The 15,187-nt window shown below is 60.6% G+C and carries 13 protein-coding genes; 11 read left to right on the top strand and 2 right to left on the bottom strand.

Features of this window, described 5'->3' with window-relative positions:
- Positions 1-204 precede the first annotated feature (204 nt).
- The 3 genes from A6764_RS12570 (at position 205) to A6764_RS12560 (ending at position 4,135) form a co-directional block, all read left to right on the top strand.
- Complete coding sequence (locus A6764_RS12570; protein ID WP_176703213.1) at positions 205-2,454, top strand: ribonucleoside-diphosphate reductase subunit alpha; 2,250 nt, start codon at positions 205-207, stop codon at positions 2,452-2,454.
- A gap of 72 nt (positions 2,455-2,526) precedes the next feature.
- Positions 2,527-3,558, top strand: coding sequence for a ribonucleotide-diphosphate reductase subunit beta (locus tag A6764_RS12565; RefSeq protein WP_218059919.1), 1,032 nt, complete (start codon positions 2,527-2,529; stop codon positions 3,556-3,558).
- 37 nt (positions 3,559-3,595) lie between these two features.
- Positions 3,596-4,135, top strand: a complete 540-nt coding sequence (locus tag A6764_RS12560; protein ID WP_035289728.1) for a dUTP diphosphatase — start codon at positions 3,596-3,598, stop codon at positions 4,133-4,135.
- 97 nt (positions 4,136-4,232) lie between these two features.
- Here A6764_RS12560 and A6764_RS12555 read toward each other — a convergent pair whose 3' ends face one another.
- Positions 4,233-4,535, bottom strand: coding sequence for a DUF3846 domain-containing protein (locus A6764_RS12555; RefSeq protein ID WP_035297732.1), 303 nt, complete (start codon positions 4,533-4,535; stop codon positions 4,233-4,235).
- A gap of 120 nt (positions 4,536-4,655) precedes the next feature.
- Between A6764_RS12555 and A6764_RS12550 the strand changes: the two genes are divergently transcribed.
- The 6 genes from A6764_RS12550 (at position 4,656) to A6764_RS12525 (ending at position 11,600) form a co-directional block, all read left to right on the top strand.
- Entirely contained in the window at positions 4,656-5,321 is a 666-nt protein-coding gene (locus tag A6764_RS12550; protein WP_065066343.1) for an MOSC domain-containing protein, read from the top strand.
- Positions 5,322-5,593: 272 nt separating this feature from the next.
- Positions 5,594-6,688, top strand: coding sequence for a sulfate ABC transporter substrate-binding protein (locus A6764_RS12545; RefSeq protein ID WP_065066344.1), 1,095 nt, complete (start codon positions 5,594-5,596; stop codon positions 6,686-6,688).
- 23 nt (positions 6,689-6,711) lie between these two features.
- Positions 6,712-7,557 carry a sulfate ABC transporter permease subunit CysT gene (cysT, locus tag A6764_RS12540; RefSeq protein ID WP_035297727.1) on the top strand — a complete coding sequence of 282 codons (846 nt, stop codon included), beginning with the start codon at positions 6,712-6,714 and terminating at the stop codon, positions 7,555-7,557.
- A gap of 3 nt (positions 7,558-7,560) precedes the next feature.
- Entirely contained in the window at positions 7,561-8,421 is an 861-nt protein-coding gene (gene cysW, locus A6764_RS12535; RefSeq protein ID WP_035297725.1) for a sulfate ABC transporter permease subunit CysW, read from the top strand.
- On the top strand, positions 8,421-9,545 hold the full coding sequence (locus A6764_RS12530; RefSeq protein WP_029099689.1) for a sulfate/molybdate ABC transporter ATP-binding protein: 1,125 nt from the start codon (positions 8,421-8,423) through the stop codon (positions 9,543-9,545). The genes cysW and A6764_RS12530 overlap by 1 nt, the downstream gene beginning before the upstream one ends.
- A 441-nt stretch (positions 9,546-9,986) precedes the next feature.
- Positions 9,987-11,600: an ABC-F family ATP-binding cassette domain-containing protein gene (locus tag A6764_RS12525; protein ID WP_035298370.1), complete on the top strand. Its 1,614-nt coding sequence runs from the start codon at positions 9,987-9,989 to the stop codon at positions 11,598-11,600.
- Positions 11,601-11,686: 86 nt separating this feature from the next.
- Here the strand turns inward: A6764_RS12525 and A6764_RS12520 are convergent, their stop codons facing one another.
- Positions 11,687-13,309 carry a PucR family transcriptional regulator gene (locus tag A6764_RS12520; protein WP_065066345.1) on the bottom strand — a complete coding sequence of 541 codons (1,623 nt, stop codon included), beginning with the start codon at positions 13,307-13,309 and terminating at the stop codon, positions 11,687-11,689.
- 177 nt (positions 13,310-13,486) lie between these two features.
- On the opposite strand from A6764_RS12520, the gene A6764_RS12515 reads away from it, so the two are divergent.
- The gene (locus A6764_RS12515) at positions 13,487-13,687 is read left to right on the top strand and encodes a DUF3311 domain-containing protein (RefSeq protein ID WP_065066346.1); all 201 of its coding nucleotides are present in this window, start codon (positions 13,487-13,489) and stop codon (positions 13,685-13,687) included.
- Positions 13,684-15,174 carry a sodium:solute symporter family protein gene (locus A6764_RS12510; RefSeq protein ID WP_065066347.1) on the top strand — a complete coding sequence of 497 codons (1,491 nt, stop codon included), beginning with the start codon at positions 13,684-13,686 and terminating at the stop codon, positions 15,172-15,174. Before A6764_RS12515 ends, A6764_RS12510 begins: the two co-directional genes overlap by 4 nt.
- The last annotated feature ends 13 nt before the right edge of the window (positions 15,175-15,187 follow it).

Raw genomic sequence — 15,187 nt, 5'->3', positions numbered from 1 at the left:
TCCCGTTTCTTTTTGGCCAGTCTTGTGTTACATACACAGCCACCCTATCGAAATCAATATCTTGTGTCGAATTTGTCGAAAAATTTATCAGCTTGCTAGATATAGTGGCATCCTGTACACTATGAAAAAGGTTCACGACATCTCGCCAGCCCTCTTTTTTCCTGGAAGGTGCGCGAGAAACACGGGAGAGGCAGGGGTGGCCCTATGAGCGCAGTAAGCACCATTCAAATCGTCAAGCGCAGCGGCGAGACGGAGGACCTCCGCATCGACAAGCTGAAAAAGGTGATCGGCTTTGCGTGCGCCCATTATCCCGCATGCGATCCGCTCGAACTGGAGATGGACGCCTGCATTCAGTTTCGCGATCGCATGACGACCAAGGAAATCCAGCGGATCGTCATGCAGACCGCCGTCGAGAAGACCAGTGTGGACAACCCGGACTGGCAGTTTGTGGCCGCCCGCCTGCTGGCGTACGACCTGTACAAGGACGCCGCCATCAACCGCGGGTACCGCGGCCATTTCGGATACGGCGACTTTGCGCAGCTCATACATACATTGACGGATAAAGGCCTCTACGGCACGTATCTGACGGAAACATACACGGATTTCGAATTGGCGGAATTGGGGGCGTACATCAAGCCGGAGCGGGACGAGCTGTTCAACTATGCAGGCCTGCGCCTGCTGGCCGACCGGTACCTGATCAAGGACTTTGGCGGCGGCGTGATGGAACTGCCGCAGGAGCGATTCATGGTCATCGCCATGCACCTGGCGATGAAGGAAAAGGACCGCCTGAAACACGCCAAGGACTTTTACGACATTCTCTCCAAGCTGGAGATTACGGTGGCGACGCCGACCCTGTCCAACGCCGGGACGCCGTTTCACCAACTGTCCTCCTGCTTCATCGACACGGTGGACGACTCGCTGTCCGGCATCATGAATACGGCCGGGGCCACGTCGATGGTTTCCAAGTATGGCGGCGGCGTGGGCATCTACCTGGGCAAGGTGCGCAGCCGCGGCGCGTCCATTCGCGGCCACAAGGGAGCGTCCGGCGGCATCGTGCCGTGGACCCGCCTGTACAACCAGATCGCCATCAGCGTCGACCAGTTGGGGACGCGGGCCGGAGCCTTCGCCATCTACCTCGACGTCTGGCATGCCGACATTCTGGACTTTTTGAACCTGAAGACAAACAACGGCGACGACCGCATGAAGGCGCACGACATCTTCCCCGGCGTCTGCATCCCGGACTTGTTCATGCGGCGGGTCAAGGAGCGGGGGATGTGGTACCTGTTCGACCCGCATGAGGTCCGTCAGGTGATGGGCTTCTCGCTGGAAGACTTCTACGGCGAAGAATTCGAACGGCGCTACGAGCTGTGCGTCAGCGAAGAGCGCCTGGCGATCAAGACGGAAATCCCGGCCATCGAGATCATGAAGCGGATCATGTCCAGCGCATTTGAGACGGGTACGCCGTTCATCTTTTACCGGGACACGGTCAACCGCGCCAACCCGAACAAGCACGCGGGCATGGTGTACAGTTCCAATTTGTGTACCGAAATCATGCAAAACATGAGCCCCACGGTCTTCGCCGGCGAGGAGCTGGAGGACGGCGACGTGGTGCTGCGCTACAAACCGGGCGATTTTGTCGTCTGCAACCTCTCTTCGCTCAACCTGGGCCGCATCCGCTCGATGGACGACATCGCCCGGATCGTGCCGATCCAGATGCGGATGCTGGACAATGTGATCGATCTCAACTACTATCCTGTCAAACAGGCGGCGGTCACCAACCGGAAGTACCGCGCCGTCGGACTGGGGACGAGCGGCTACCATCAGTACCTGGCGCAGCACGGCATCAAGTGGGAGAGCGACGAGCACGTCGAGACGGCGGACAAGCTGTATGAGGAAATCGCCTACCACGCCATCAAGGCGTCGATGGAACTGGCCAAAGAGAAAGGGACGTACGCCGTGTTCGAGGGCAGCGAGTGGCACACCGGCGAATACTTCGACCGCCGCGGCTATGCGGACGAACGCTGGACCGCGCTGAAGCGGGACGTCGCCCGATTCGGCATGCGCAACGCCTGGACGTTTGCCGTCGCGCCAACGGGCACGACCAGCCTGATCGCCGGCTCCACCGCGTCGACGGACCCGGTCTACGCCAAGTTTTTCGTGGAGGAAAAACGGAGCGGCAACATCCCGCAGACCGCGCCCAACCTGAATGACAAAACCTTCTTTTACTACAAGGAAGCGCACCGGATCGACCAGCGCTGGTCCATCAAGGCGGCGGGGGCGAGACAGCGGCACATCGACCAGTCGCAGTCGTTCAACCTGTACATCACGCCCGAGATTACCGCGCCGGAGTTTCTCGACCTGTACATCCAGGCATGGGAAAACGGATTGAAGACGATCTACTACGTGCGCAACCAATCCGTCGACGTGGAAGACTGTGTGAGCTGTTCCGCATGATGAGCAGCCATCACGCCGGTTCCCCGGTCTCTCTTGGCCGGGGAATCGAATTGCCGGAGGAGTGTGACACGCATGCAATTGGAAAAAAAGCGGCTGTTCAACGAAAGCGGCCAGCGGGGCACGCAGCGCATGATCGGCGGAAACACCACCAACCTGCGCGAGTGGAACCGGATCAAATACCCGTGGGCGGCCAAGCTGTACCGGACGATGCTGAACAACTTCTGGATTCCGGAAGAGGTGCCGCTGGCCAACGACGCCAAGCAGTTTGAATCGCTGTCCCCGGCGGAGCGGCGCGCCTTTGACAAGACCATCTCGTTTCTCAACTTCCTGGATTCGCTGCAGTCGGTCAACCTGCCGAACATCTCCGACTACATCACGGCGTCGGAGGTCTGCTCGCTTCTGAACATCCAGACCTTCCAGGAGGAGATTCACGCCCAGTCCTACAGCTACATCCTGGATTCCGTCTGCTCGCCGCAGACGCGGGAGAATATCTACGACGAGTGGCGCAACGACGAGCGGCTGTTGGAGCGGAACAAGTTCATCGCCGACTTGTACCAGCAGTTCGTGGACAACCCCAACGACGTCAACTTCGTCAAGACGGTCATCGCCAATTACCTGCTGGAGTCGCTGTACTTCTACTCCGGTTTTTCCTTCTTTTATACATTGGCGCGTCAGGGGAAAATGACGGGAACGGCGACGATGATCAAGTACATCCAGCGCGACGAGCTGACGCATGTGGTGCTGTTCCAGAACATGTTCCGCGAGCTGCGGACGGAAAACCCGGACATCTTTACGCCCGAGCTGATCGAGGAACTGCGCGGCATGTTCCACACGGCGGCCACGCACGAAATCCGCTGGGGCCAATACGTGACCAACAACGAAATCCTCGGGATCAACAACGACATCCTGGAGCGGTACATCAAATATCTGGCCAACCAGCGGCTGAAGGCGCTCGACCTGGAGATCCTCTATCCCGCGCATACCGAACACCCGATGAAGTGGGTGGACAGCTTTGCCAACCTGAACCAGACCAAGACCGATTTCTTTGAGCAAAAGGTGACCAACTACACCAAATCGAGCGGCTTGAATTTCGGCGATTTGTAAGAAAAAACGCGTACACATCAGCAAGGAGAGACCTGACATGAGCACAATCGCAATCAACCAACGGCTTGTTGCCCCGGTGAAAATCAAACGGCTGCACGAAGACGCCGTCATTCCCCGGTACGCGCGGGCGTTTGACGCCGGCTTCGACCTGGTGGCGGTGGAGGACGTCTTGATCCCGCCCGGGGAGACGGCGAAGATTCCCACCGGGCTTGCCTTCGCCCTGCCGGACGGCTATGAGCTGCAGGTGCGGCCGCGTTCCGGCATCAGCGCCAAGACGAAACTGCGCATCAGCAACGCGCCTGGTACCGTAGACGCCGGCTACCGGGGGGAGGTATGCGTGCTGATGGACAACATCCGCACGCCGTCCGGCGAAGTGGGTCATACCTGCCTGGACGTCAGCGAAAAACCGGCGACGGTCGACCGGGAAGTGGACCGCCACACCTACCTGATCCGCAAAGGCGACCGCATCGCCCAGGGCGTGCTGGCCCTCGTCCCGCTGGCACAGTTTGAAGTCGTGGACGAGCTTGACGAGACGGAGCGCGGCGCTGGCGGGTTTGGCAGCAGCGGCGTCCAGTAAGGCAGCCGGACCGGCTCCGAAACAGAAAACCCCTGTCCTCCTTTTGCCATGAAAGGGGGCAGGGGTTTGGTCTTTTGTTTGGCTGCGGAATTCGAATTCAGCTCTTGGCAGCCAGATAGCGGCGGACCGTCTCGACGTCCTCCTCAGTGAGCGACGTGCCGTCTTCCTTGACAAAGACGCACGTCCCGTAGACCCAATCGAGGTAGCCGTCGGTGGTCACGGGAAAGTTGTTGGCCTCGATGCCGCGGGCCTCTTCGTTGACGATCAGCGAAAAGCCGGGGAGGCGGTCGTCACGCACCACGTCGTAGTCGCCGCCGACCAGTTCGCTCAGCTCGTCCGCACCGGCAATGGCGACGGGCTCCGCTTCCTCGTGGGGACGTTTGATCAGGACGGTAATCACGGGGTATCACTCCTTCTCCATTATCATAATCGAAAAGAAGGACGGACGCTAGGTATCAGAATCATCAGCCCATTCTGACAACAGCCGGAGGGCTCTTCCCCGTGGTACAATGAGCAGAAAATGGAAGGGGAGGTCGTCTCCGTGGAAGTGGTATCCGTCAATGCGGGCAAACCGCAGACCGTGACATATCAGGGCAGGGAGCTGAGCACCGGGATTTACAAACAGCCGGTCACAGGTCCCGTCTATCTGGACTGGGCGCAGTTGGAGGGGGACGGACAGGCCGACCTGCGCTATCACGGCGGTCCCGACAAGGCCCTCTGCGTCTACAGCGCCGATCATAATGCGTATTGGGAAGACGTGCTGAAACGGCCGTTGGCTCCCGCCGCATTCGGGGAAAACATCACGGTTCGCGGGCTCACCGAAGAAGAGGTGTGCATCGGGGACATCTTTCAGTTGGGAGAGGCGGTGGTGCAGGTGAGCCAGCCGCGCCAGCCCTGTTTCAAACTGAACGTCAGGTACGGTCGGGCCGATCTGGTGGTTCTCGTACAGCAGACCGGCTTCAGCGGCTTTTACTTCCGCGTGCTGCAGCCGGGCCTGATCGGGACAGACATGCCGTTTCGCCTGCTGGAGCGGCAGCAGCACGAGGTAAGCGTCGCCTTTGTCAACCGGATCAAGTATCACGACACGGACAACCGCGCCGCCATCGAGCGGATACTGGCGGTGAAGGAACTGGCTGACAGTTGGCGCGCGTCATTCGAATCGAGACTGCAGGCAGGGAAAGTGTAAACGGACAGGCCGCTTCGGCTGTCCGTCTTTTTTTGCCGATCGCCGGCTGCCTTGCCGGATCGCGCGGAATCGATGCGGCGCCCAAGCCAAGGGCGCCTTTTTTTTGCGTGCCGAGACGAACGCTGCCCATGCCGGCCGCATAGGGTAAATTGACGTTACCGGGCGTCAGCCTGGGTCATGGGGAAAAAAGTGTTGACAGGGAGAAAATAGGGGAAATACAATACATATAATTCCGATTACATTACTATGACTTTTCTGGGGGAGAAACTGGCATGGAACGTACGAAACATGTTCGTCAACCGTTTTACACCAAACTGCTGCCGATCGTCCTGGCGTTCAGTCTGGCCGGCTGCGCCGGATCGCCGGGCGGACAACAGACGCAGTCGGGCGGAGAGCAGGCCAAACCGGGCGGTGAGCAGGCTGCCGCAGCAGGTTCGAGTGTCGAGCTTCTCAACGTCTCCTACGACCCGACCCGTGAATTGTATCAGGACGTCAACGAGCACTTTGCCCAGTACTGGAAAACGAAAACGGGGCAGACCGTCACCATCAAGCAGTCCCACGGGGGATCGGGGAAGCAGTCCCGCTCCGTCATCGACGGTCTGGAGGCGGACGTCGTGACGCTGGCCCTGGCCTATGACATCGACGCCATCGCCCAATACGGCCTGCTGCCCGCCGACTGGCAGAAGCGCCTGCCGGACAACAGCTCGCCGTACACGTCCACGATCGTCTTCCTGGTGCGCAAAGGTAACCCGAAACAGATCAAGGATTGGGACGATCTGGTGAAGCCGGGCATCTCCGTCATCACCCCCAATCCCAAAACATCGGGCGGCGCCCGTTGGAATTACCTCGCCGCCTGGGGATACGCGCTGAAGAAACACAACGGCGACGAGAAGAAAGCCCAGGAATTTGTCACCGCCCTGCTGAAAAACGTGCCGGTGCTCGACTCCGGCGCGCGCGGCGCCACCACCACCTTCGTGGAACGGGGCATCGGCGACGTGCTGCTTGCCTGGGAAAACGAAGCCTATTTGGCGATCAACGAGCTGGGCAAGGACAAATTTGAAATCGTCAACCCGTCCGTCAGCATCCTGGCGGAGCCGCCCGTCGCGGTCGTGGACAAAAACGTCGACAAGCACAACACGCGGCAGGTGGCCGAAGCGTATCTCCAGTTCCTGTACAGCAAAGAGGGGCAGGAGCTGGCCGCCAAACATTACTACCGTCCCCGTTCCGAAGAAGTGAGAAAGGCGCATCAAGCGGAGTTTCCCGACATCGAGCTGTTCACCATCGACGAGGTGTTCGGCGGCTGGGAGAAAGCCCAGAAGACCCATTTCGCGGACGGAGGCGTGTTTGACCAGATTTACCAACCTTGATTTTGCGGTAGGGAGTGCCATCCATGAACAAACGTAAGCGAGCCAAAGGGGTCCTGCCCGGATTTGGCCTGACCATGGGCTATACCGTGATTTACCTCAGCCTGCTGGTGCTGATCCCGCTCTCCGTCCTGTTCCTGAAGACCTCCAGCATGACGTGGGAACAGTTTATCGACACGGTGCTGAATCGGCGGGTGATTGCGTCGTTTCAGGTCAGTTTCCTGACCTCCTTTTTCGCGGCGTGCCTGAATGCGGTGTTTGGCGTGCTCGTGGCCTGGGTGCTGGCGCGGTACCAGTTCCCGGGGAAGCGGGTGATTGACGGGATCGTCGATCTGCCGTTCGCCCTGCCCACCGCCGTGGCGGGGATCGCGCTGGCTTCCATTTATGCGGAAAACGGCTGGATCGGCCAGTGGTTTGCCGTCTGGGGGATCAAAATCGCCTATACGCCGCTGGGCATTTTCGTGGCGCTGACGTTTATCGGACTGCCGTTCGTCGTCCGAACCGTCCAGCCGGTCCTGCAGGACTGGGACAGACAAGTGGAAGAAGCGGCGGCGACGCTGGGAGCGACGCGGTGGCAGACGTTCACCCGCGTGATCTTGCCTCATCTGCTTCCGGCGGTAGTCACGGGATTCGCGCTGGCGTTTGCGCGAGCCCTGGGCGAATACGGCTCTGTCGTGTTCATTTCCGGGAACATGCCGCTGAAGACCGAGATCGTGCCGCTTTTGATCATGACCAAGCTGGAGCAGTTCGACTACACGGGGGCAACGGCCATCGCCTCCGTCATGCTGGTCGCCTCCTTTGTGATGCTTTTGGTCATCAATTACCTGCAGTGGAAGACGAATAAACTGAACGCCGCCCGATCGGAGGGATAACCTGTGACCAATCAGACGGAACCTGTTGTTGTGCGCTGGCTGTTGATCGGCTTGGCCCTCGTCTTTTTGGGATTGTTCCTGATTGTTCCCTTGATCGCGGTCTTTTCCCAAGCCTTCCGTCAGGGGGTGGACGTGTTTCTTGAAGCGGTGAGCGATCCGAATACGCTCGCCGCCGTCAAGCTCACCCTGCTGACGGCGGCGATCAGCGTCCCGCTCAACGTCGTGTTCGGGCTGGCGGCCGCGTGGGCCATCGCCAAGTTTTCCTTTCGCGGAAAAAACGTGCTGCTGACGCTGATCGACCTGCCGTTTGCCGTCTCGCCGGTCATTTCCGGACTGATTTTCGTGCTGCTGTTCGGCAGTCAGGGGCTGTTCGGCCCCTGGCTGGAGGCGCACAATCTGAAAATCATCTTCGCCGTGCCGGGCATTGTGCTGGCGACCACGTTTGTCACCTTTCCGTTCGTCGCCCGTGAGCTGATCCCGGTCATGGAGGCGCAGGGGAAGGACGAGGAGGAGGCCGCGCTGTCGCTGGGAGCAAACGGCTGGCAGACGTTTTTCCGCATCACGCTGCCCAACGTCAAGTGGGGCCTGCTCTACGGGGTGATCCTCTGCAACGCCCGGGCGATGGGGGAGTTTGGCGCGGTGTCCGTCGTCTCCGGCCACATTCGCGGCCAGACCAACACTCTGCCCCTGCACGTGGAGATTCTGTACAACGAGTACAACTTTGTCGCCGCGTTTGCCGTGGCCACGCTGCTTGCCGCCCTGGCGCTGGTGACGCTGGTGGTCAAAAGCGTCATCGAATGGAAGACGGAGCGGCACGAGCAGGCGGAGGAACCTCAGTTTCATGCGATGGGAGAGGCTAGCTGATGAGCATACAAGTGGTCAACATCACCAAATCGTACGGGTCGTTTACGGCCGTCAACGACGTCAGCCTGGAGATTCCCGAGGGGAAGCTGGTCGCCCTGCTGGGGCCGTCCGGCTCGGGCAAGACGACGCTGCTCAGGCTGATCGCCGGCCTGGAGTCGCCGGACCGGGGGCAGATCTACTTCAACGGGGAAGACAACACGCATCGCGACGTGAGAGAGCGGCGCGTCGGGTTTGTCTTCCAGCATTACGCGCTGTTTCGGCACATGACCATTTTTGACAACGTCGCGTTCGGGCTGACCGTCCGCCCGCGCAAGGTGAGGCCGACGAAAGAAGAGATACGCGAACGGGTTCACGACCTGTTAAAACTGGTTCAGCTTGACGGATTGGCCCACCGCTATCCGTCCCAGCTCTCCGGCGGGCAGCGGCAGCGGGTCGCGCTGGCCCGGGCGTTGGCCGTCGAGCCGAAGTTTCTCCTGCTGGATGAACCGTTTGGGGCGCTGGACGCCAAAGTGCGGCAGGAACTGCGCCGCTGGCTTCGCCGCCTGCACGAAAAACTGAAGCTGACGATCGTGTTTGTCACCCACGATCAGGAAGAGGCGCTGGAGCTGGCCGACAGCGTGGTGGTGATGAACGAAGGGCGGGTGGAGCAGACCGGATCGCCGCAGGAGGTGTACCACCGGCCGGCCAATCCGTTCGTCTACGGTTTCCTGGGCAGGGTCAACCTGTTTCAGGGGCGCATCCGCGGCGGCAAAGTGACCCTGGGGGATGCGGAGTTTGCGGCGGAGTGGGCGGATCAGACGGAGGAACTGCCAGCCGTCGGCTACGTCCGTCCGCACGATGTGGAGCTCAGCCGGACGCCGCAGCACGCGCAGAGCCTGGCGGCCGAGGTGCGGCACATCTACGCGCTGGGGTCGCTCATGCGGCTGGAGCTGAAACGGCTGGATACCCAGGAGACGCTGGAAGCGGAAGTGAGCCTGCAGCATTTTGCCGAGCTGAACGTCCAGACGGGCGACACCCTGTACGCCACGCTGCGCAACGTGTACGTGTACGTGGAGCCGGAGAACCGGTTTGTCCAGGCGGCATTGCCGGCTGCCTCCGCGCTGGCTCTCCGGGCAAACGGATAGGGAATGAACAAGAAAAAACCGGTCTGCCGCGTGCGGACCGGTTTTTTGCGACAGCTATTCCCCGTGCTGCTTGGAGCGTGTTTCTTCTTTACTGATCGTGTTGGAGGACCGGGTCTGCGGCGGATTTTCCTTGCCGCCCCTCTCGTTTTTGACGCCGTTATGCTTGGACATGTGCTTCCACCCCTTTCCGCGATTGGCATGGGCTGCATCTGTAGTGTGCCCGCGACGACACTCTTCTATCAGCGGGGAAAGGGACGCGCCGCCGTCCGCAGGCGTCCGCCGTCCATGCCGGCGAAAGACGACAACGCCGCCCGCCATCAGGCGTCCGCCTTCATGCCGGTGAAAGCCGACATCGCCGCCCGCCCGACCCGTTTTTTTGCAAAACGGAGCCGACTCTGCTATGATAAATGTTTGAACGATTGGAAAAAGGCAGGTATTGCGATGATTAGTACACATAACGTGACGCTGCGTTACGGCAAACGCGTCCTGTTTGAAGACGTCTCCATCAAGTTTACGCCCGGCAACTGCTACGGCCTGATCGGCGCAAACGGCGCCGGGAAGTCCACGTTTTTGAAAATCCTCGCCGGAGAAATCGAGCCGACCAGCGGACACGTTTCGGTGACGCCCGGCGAACGGATCGCCGTGCTGAAGCAGAACCACTTCGAGTTCGACGAGTACGAGGTGCTGAAAACCGTCATCATGGGCCACAAGCGCCTCTACGAGATCATGGAGGAGAAAAACGCGCTCTACATGAAGCCGGACTTCAGCGAGGAGGACGGCCTGCGCGCGTCCCAACTGGAAGCGGAGTTCGAGGAGCTGAACGGCTGGATGGCCGAAGCCGACGCCGCCGAACTGCTCACCGGGCTGGGCATCCCGGCAGAGCTGCACGACAAGAAGATGAAGGACCTGACCGGTAACGAAAAAGTGCGCGTACTGCTCGCCCAGGCGCTGTTTGGCAACCCGCACATCCTGCTGCTCGACGAGCCGACTAACCACCTGGACATCGAGTCGATCCGCTGGCTGGAAAACTTCCTGGCCGACTACGAAAACACGGTCATCGTCGTCTCCCACGACCGTCACTTCCTGAACAAGGTGTGCACGCACATCGCCGACATCGACTACGGCAAAATCCAGCTCTACGTGGGCAACTACGACTTCTGGTACGAATCCAGCCAACTGGCCCTGAAGATGGCCAAAGAACAGAACAAGAAGAAGGAAGAAAAAATCAAGGAACTGCAGGAGTTCATCGCCCGGTTCAGCGCCAATGCCTCCAAGTCGAAGCAGGCGACCTCCCGCAAGAAGCTGCTGGAGAAAATCACGCTGGAGGACATCAAACCGTCCAACCGCCGCTATCCGTTCATCAACTTCAAACCGGATCGGGAAGCGGGCAAGAACCTGCTGGCGATCGAGGGCTTGAGCAAGACGGTCGACGGCGAAAAGCTGTTTGAAAACCTGACGCTGACGATCAACAAAGGGGAGAAAGTGGCCTTTGTCGGCCCCAACGAGCTGGCCAAAACCACGCTGTTCCGCATCCTGATGGGCGAAATCGAGCCGGACAGCGGCACGTTTGAGTGGGGGGTCACCACGTCCCGGGCGTATTTCCCGAAAGACAACTCCGAGTATTTCAACACCGACCTCACCCTCGTCGACTGGCTGCGCCAGTTTTCCAAGGAGCAGGACGAGACGTTTATCCGCAGCTATCTCGGTCGGATGCTCTTCTCCGGCGACGAGTCGCTGAAAAAGGCAAACGTCCTCTCCGGCGGTGAAAAGGTGCGCTGCATGCTGGCGAAAATGATGCTCTCCGGCGCCAACGTGCTGATTCTGGACGAACCGACCAACCACCTGGACCTGGAGTCGATCACGGCGCTGAACAACGGGCTGATCGACTTCGAAGGCACGATCCTGTTCGTCTCCCACGACCACCAATTCGTGCAGACGATCGCCAACCGCATCATCGAAATCACACCGAAAGGCGTCATCGACAAGCTGATGACCTACGACGAATACCTGGAAAGCGAAGAGATCAAGCGGCTGCGCGAAGAACATTACGCGTAAGGCCGGATCGTTTTCCCCGAAGGCCCCCGGCTCTTCCCTGCGAGGAGCGGGGGCTTTTCGCGTCCGCCGGTCGGCGGAAGGAGGGCTCACCCGGCGCTGCGCACGGTCAGCGCGATGCGAAACAGAAGCTGGTCCCGGCCGCACTCCGGCTGCAGGCCGGTCAGCTCGCGGATCAACTGCAGCCGGTACTTGACGGTGTTTTTGTGCACGAACAGTTTTTCCGCCGCCGCCGCGTGATTGCCGTCGGCCTCCAAAAACGCGTGCAGGGTGCGAACGAGCTGTCCGTTCCGCTCCCGGTCGTAGCGGCTCAGGCTGTCCAGGCATTCATCGGCCAGGCGCCTGGCTTCCTGTTCGGGGCTCGCTGCGAACAGCACCCGTTCCAGACCCAGCCGGGCAAACCATCGCACGACCAACGGCGCCGATTGGCCGCCGGCAGGGGCGGTCGGGACGGCGTTCAGGGCGGCCCGGCACGCGATCACCGCTTCCCGGTAACTGTGCGGGACGGCCTCCAAGCCGGGATGGAGGCGGCCGATGCCCAAACAGAGCGGGCGCGTATGACGGCGGGCGATGCGCTTAACGCTCTCCACCGCCTCGGGGGATGGCTCCGCCGCCCCTGCGTCGGCGGGGAACAGGAGCAGGATCCGGTTCTCACGGTCCAGGCCGCAGAGGACGGACGGGGAGATGTGTTCCCACTCGCTCCGCAGCGCCTCTAATAGAGCGGCCCGCTCCTTCCAGGTGTGCATGATGTCGGGAGCGCCGGCGTCGCTCAGCACGGCGGCCGCATAGTGGTCCGCCAGGCTCCAGCCGGCTTCTTCCGCTTTGCGGTAGAGGAGGTCGCGCGAACCGTCACAGCCGGCGACCAGCAGGTGCAGGAAGTCGTTGCGAAACCGCTGGCAGGACGCCGCGACCGTCTGGTGCCGCTCGATTTCCAGCGAGAGCAGCGCGGCCGTCTGTTCAATCGCCACCTTTTCCCACGGGTGGAGGTCACGTTCCACCTCCCACAGCAGGATGGCCCCCTGTGTTTCGCCGTGGTGCAGAAGCCAGCGGATCAGGTGACGATCCCGGTAACGCGTGAGGGGCTCACGGGTGGACACATTCGGGCCTGTCCGGCCGAGCAGCTTTTCCAGCGGCGGCGCGTGGGTGACGGTGGCGGGTACGTCCAGCCTTTTGCGAGGGGTGCGCAGGTAAATGCTGACCGGCCGCTCCAGGACGCGATGCAGCAGTTCGGCCAGATTTTCCACGCCGCCGCCGCAGGTGAGATGGCGGTGAAACCGTTCGTAGATCGCGTGGGTCCGGTCCAGTTCCTGCCGCTGTTTGGCGTTGATGTAGCTGGTGACCGGCACGATCACGTCCGACCAGCCCTTTTCCATGGGAAACGAAAGCACCGGCATCTGCCTGTCGATGGCACGGGCGATCACCGCTTCCGGGAGCGCGTCGACGTACCGGCCCAGCTTGATGGCAAACCCGGTCGTTCCCCGTTCCGCCAGGGCGTCGATCAACTGGATCAAGCCGGACGCGGTTTCCCGCCCCTGGGCGACAAACGGAAAACCGGTCGTCAGGACAAATTCTCCCGGGCGCAGCCAGCGGTGGCCGTCGGGCGAATCAAACGACGTGACCCCGCGCAGTTCCTTGTCCAGAAACGCTTCCCCGGCCAGCACAGCAGTGGTGTCCATGCCGGCCACCTCGATCAATTCACGCACAGTAATCATCTGACCCCTCCCCATACGTGCATGTGTCGTTCATCCGTTGGTCCCGCGGACAAAAAGCGCCGGTTCTTTCTGGCTGACGGGACAAAGGAAAAGAGTGAATCTTTCGATAATAGTAGCATACAAGTCCGAAAAGCCGGCCGGCAATGGGACAAACCGCATACCAAAAGGGGGATGAGGATGAAGGTCAAACACGCGCTGGGCGCGCTGCCGTTTATCGGGATGCTGGGCGGGGTGGCGTTTGTCAACCGGGTGGAGCCGTACGTGTTGGGCATGCCTTTTGTGCTGTTTTGGATTGTCATGTGGGTGGTGCTGACCTCGCTCATCATGTTGGCCGTCAACAAGCTGGACCAATCCGACGGGAAGGGGGAGAAACCGTGAATCCGGCACTCGTCATCCTCTTTCTGTTTCTCGCCCTGTCGCTTTACCTCGGCATCCGCGCCCAGAGAGGAAAAGACATGAACATGGAGCAGTGGACGGTAGGCGGCCGCGGCTTTGGATCGGTCTTCATCTTCCTGCTCGTTGCCGGCGAGATCTACACCACATTCACGTTTCTGGGCGGCAGCGGCTGGGCGTACTCGAAAGGCGCCCCCGCCTACTACGTGCTGGCGTACATTTCGCTTGCGTACGTGCTGTCCTACTGGCTGCTGCCGCCTATCTGGCGGTACGCCAAGGAGCACAGGCTGGTTTCCCAATCCGATTTTTTCGTCAGCAAGTACAACAGTCCGGTGCTCGGCATCCTCGTCTCCACGGTCGGCGTGCTGGCGATCATTCCGTACCTGGTGCTGCAGTTCAAAGGGTTGGGGATTATCGTGTCGGAGGCCTCGTACGGGACGATTGCCCCGACGGCCGCCGTCTGGATCGGCGTGCTGGCGGTGACCATCTACGTCATGATCTCCGGCATTCACGGCTCCGCCTGGACGGCCGTGATCAAGGACATCATGATCTTTTTCGTGGTCGTCTTCCTCGGCCTGTATCTGCCCTATCACTACTACGGCGGGATTCAGCCGATGTTTGAAGCGGTAGATGCGGCCAAGCCGGGCTTCTTGATTTTCCCGGCCGAAGGGATGAGCATCTCCTGGTTTGTCTCCACCGTGCTCTTGACCGTGTTCGGGTTTTACATGTGGCCGCATACGTTCGGCTCCGTGTTTTCCGCCAAAAATGAAAACGTGTTTCGCAAAAACACGGTCGTGCTGCCGCTCTATACCCTGATGCTGCTGTTCGTCTTCTTCGTCGGATTCACCGCGATCCTGCAGGTTCCCGGACTGCAGGGAGCGGAGGGCGACCTGTCGCTTTTGCGGCTGTCGATACGGACGTTTGACCCCTGGGTGGTGGGACTGATCGGCGCGGCCGGTTTGCTCACGGCCCTGGTGCCCGGGTCGATGCTGCTGATGACGGCAGCCACCCTGCTGGCGAAGAACGTCATCCACGTGTTTGTGCCGGCGGCCTCGGATGAGCGGATCGGCCGCATCGCCAAAGGGCTGGTGCCCGTGCTCTCACTGATCTGCCTGTATTACACGCTGAGCGGGGGAGAGGCGCTGGTCACGCTGCTGTTGATGGGATACAGCCTGGTGACGCAGTTGTTTCCGGCGCTGCTGTTCAGCCTGCCCGCACGTCCGCTGGTCAACAAGTACGGGGCGTTTGCGGGCATTGCCTGCGGCGTGCTGACGGTCGTCTACGTGACGGTGGCCGAGGTGACGATAGGTACCCTGTTTCCCGCGCTGCCCGCCGTCATCAAGGACATCAACGTGGGCGTGATCGCCCTGCTCATCAACGTGGCGGTGATGGGGGCGGTCCATGTCCTGACCGCCCGGCTGACAGCGTCCGGGACCCGTGCCGCGGCGGCGGAAAAGTCGCCGACAATCTAGGAGCAGGAAAAGG

The organism is Brevibacillus sp. WF146, from assembly GCF_001673705.2.
Taxonomy (GTDB): Bacteria; Bacillota; Bacilli; order Brevibacillales; family Brevibacillaceae; genus Brevibacillus; species Brevibacillus thermoruber.
Note: the sequence above shows the minus strand (reverse complement) of the source record. Positions and strands in the feature narration are given on the sequence as shown.

Coding starts and splice junctions, on each gene's coding strand:
- A6764_RS12570 (WP_176703213.1), top strand. CDS start 205: ATGAGCGCAGTAAGCACCATTCAAATCGTCAAGCGCAGCGGCGAGACG.
- A6764_RS12565 (WP_218059919.1), top strand. CDS start 2,527: ATGCAATTGGAAAAAAAGCGGCTGTTCAACGAAAGCGGCCAGCGGGGC.
- A6764_RS12560 (WP_035289728.1), top strand. CDS start 3,596: ATGAGCACAATCGCAATCAACCAACGGCTTGTTGCCCCGGTGAAAATC.
- A6764_RS12550 (WP_065066343.1), top strand. CDS start 4,656: ATGGAAGGGGAGGTCGTCTCCGTGGAAGTGGTATCCGTCAATGCGGGC.
- A6764_RS12545 (WP_065066344.1), top strand. CDS start 5,594: ATGGAACGTACGAAACATGTTCGTCAACCGTTTTACACCAAACTGCTG.
- cysT (WP_035297727.1), top strand. CDS start 6,712: ATGAACAAACGTAAGCGAGCCAAAGGGGTCCTGCCCGGATTTGGCCTG.
- A6764_RS12530 (WP_029099689.1), top strand. CDS start 8,421: ATGAGCATACAAGTGGTCAACATCACCAAATCGTACGGGTCGTTTACG.
- A6764_RS12525 (WP_035298370.1), top strand. CDS start 9,987: ATGATTAGTACACATAACGTGACGCTGCGTTACGGCAAACGCGTCCTG.
- A6764_RS12520 (WP_065066345.1), bottom strand. CDS start 13,309: ATGATTACTGTGCGTGAATTGATCGAGGTGGCCGGCATGGACACCACT.
- A6764_RS12515 (WP_065066346.1), top strand. CDS start 13,487: ATGAAGGTCAAACACGCGCTGGGCGCGCTGCCGTTTATCGGGATGCTG.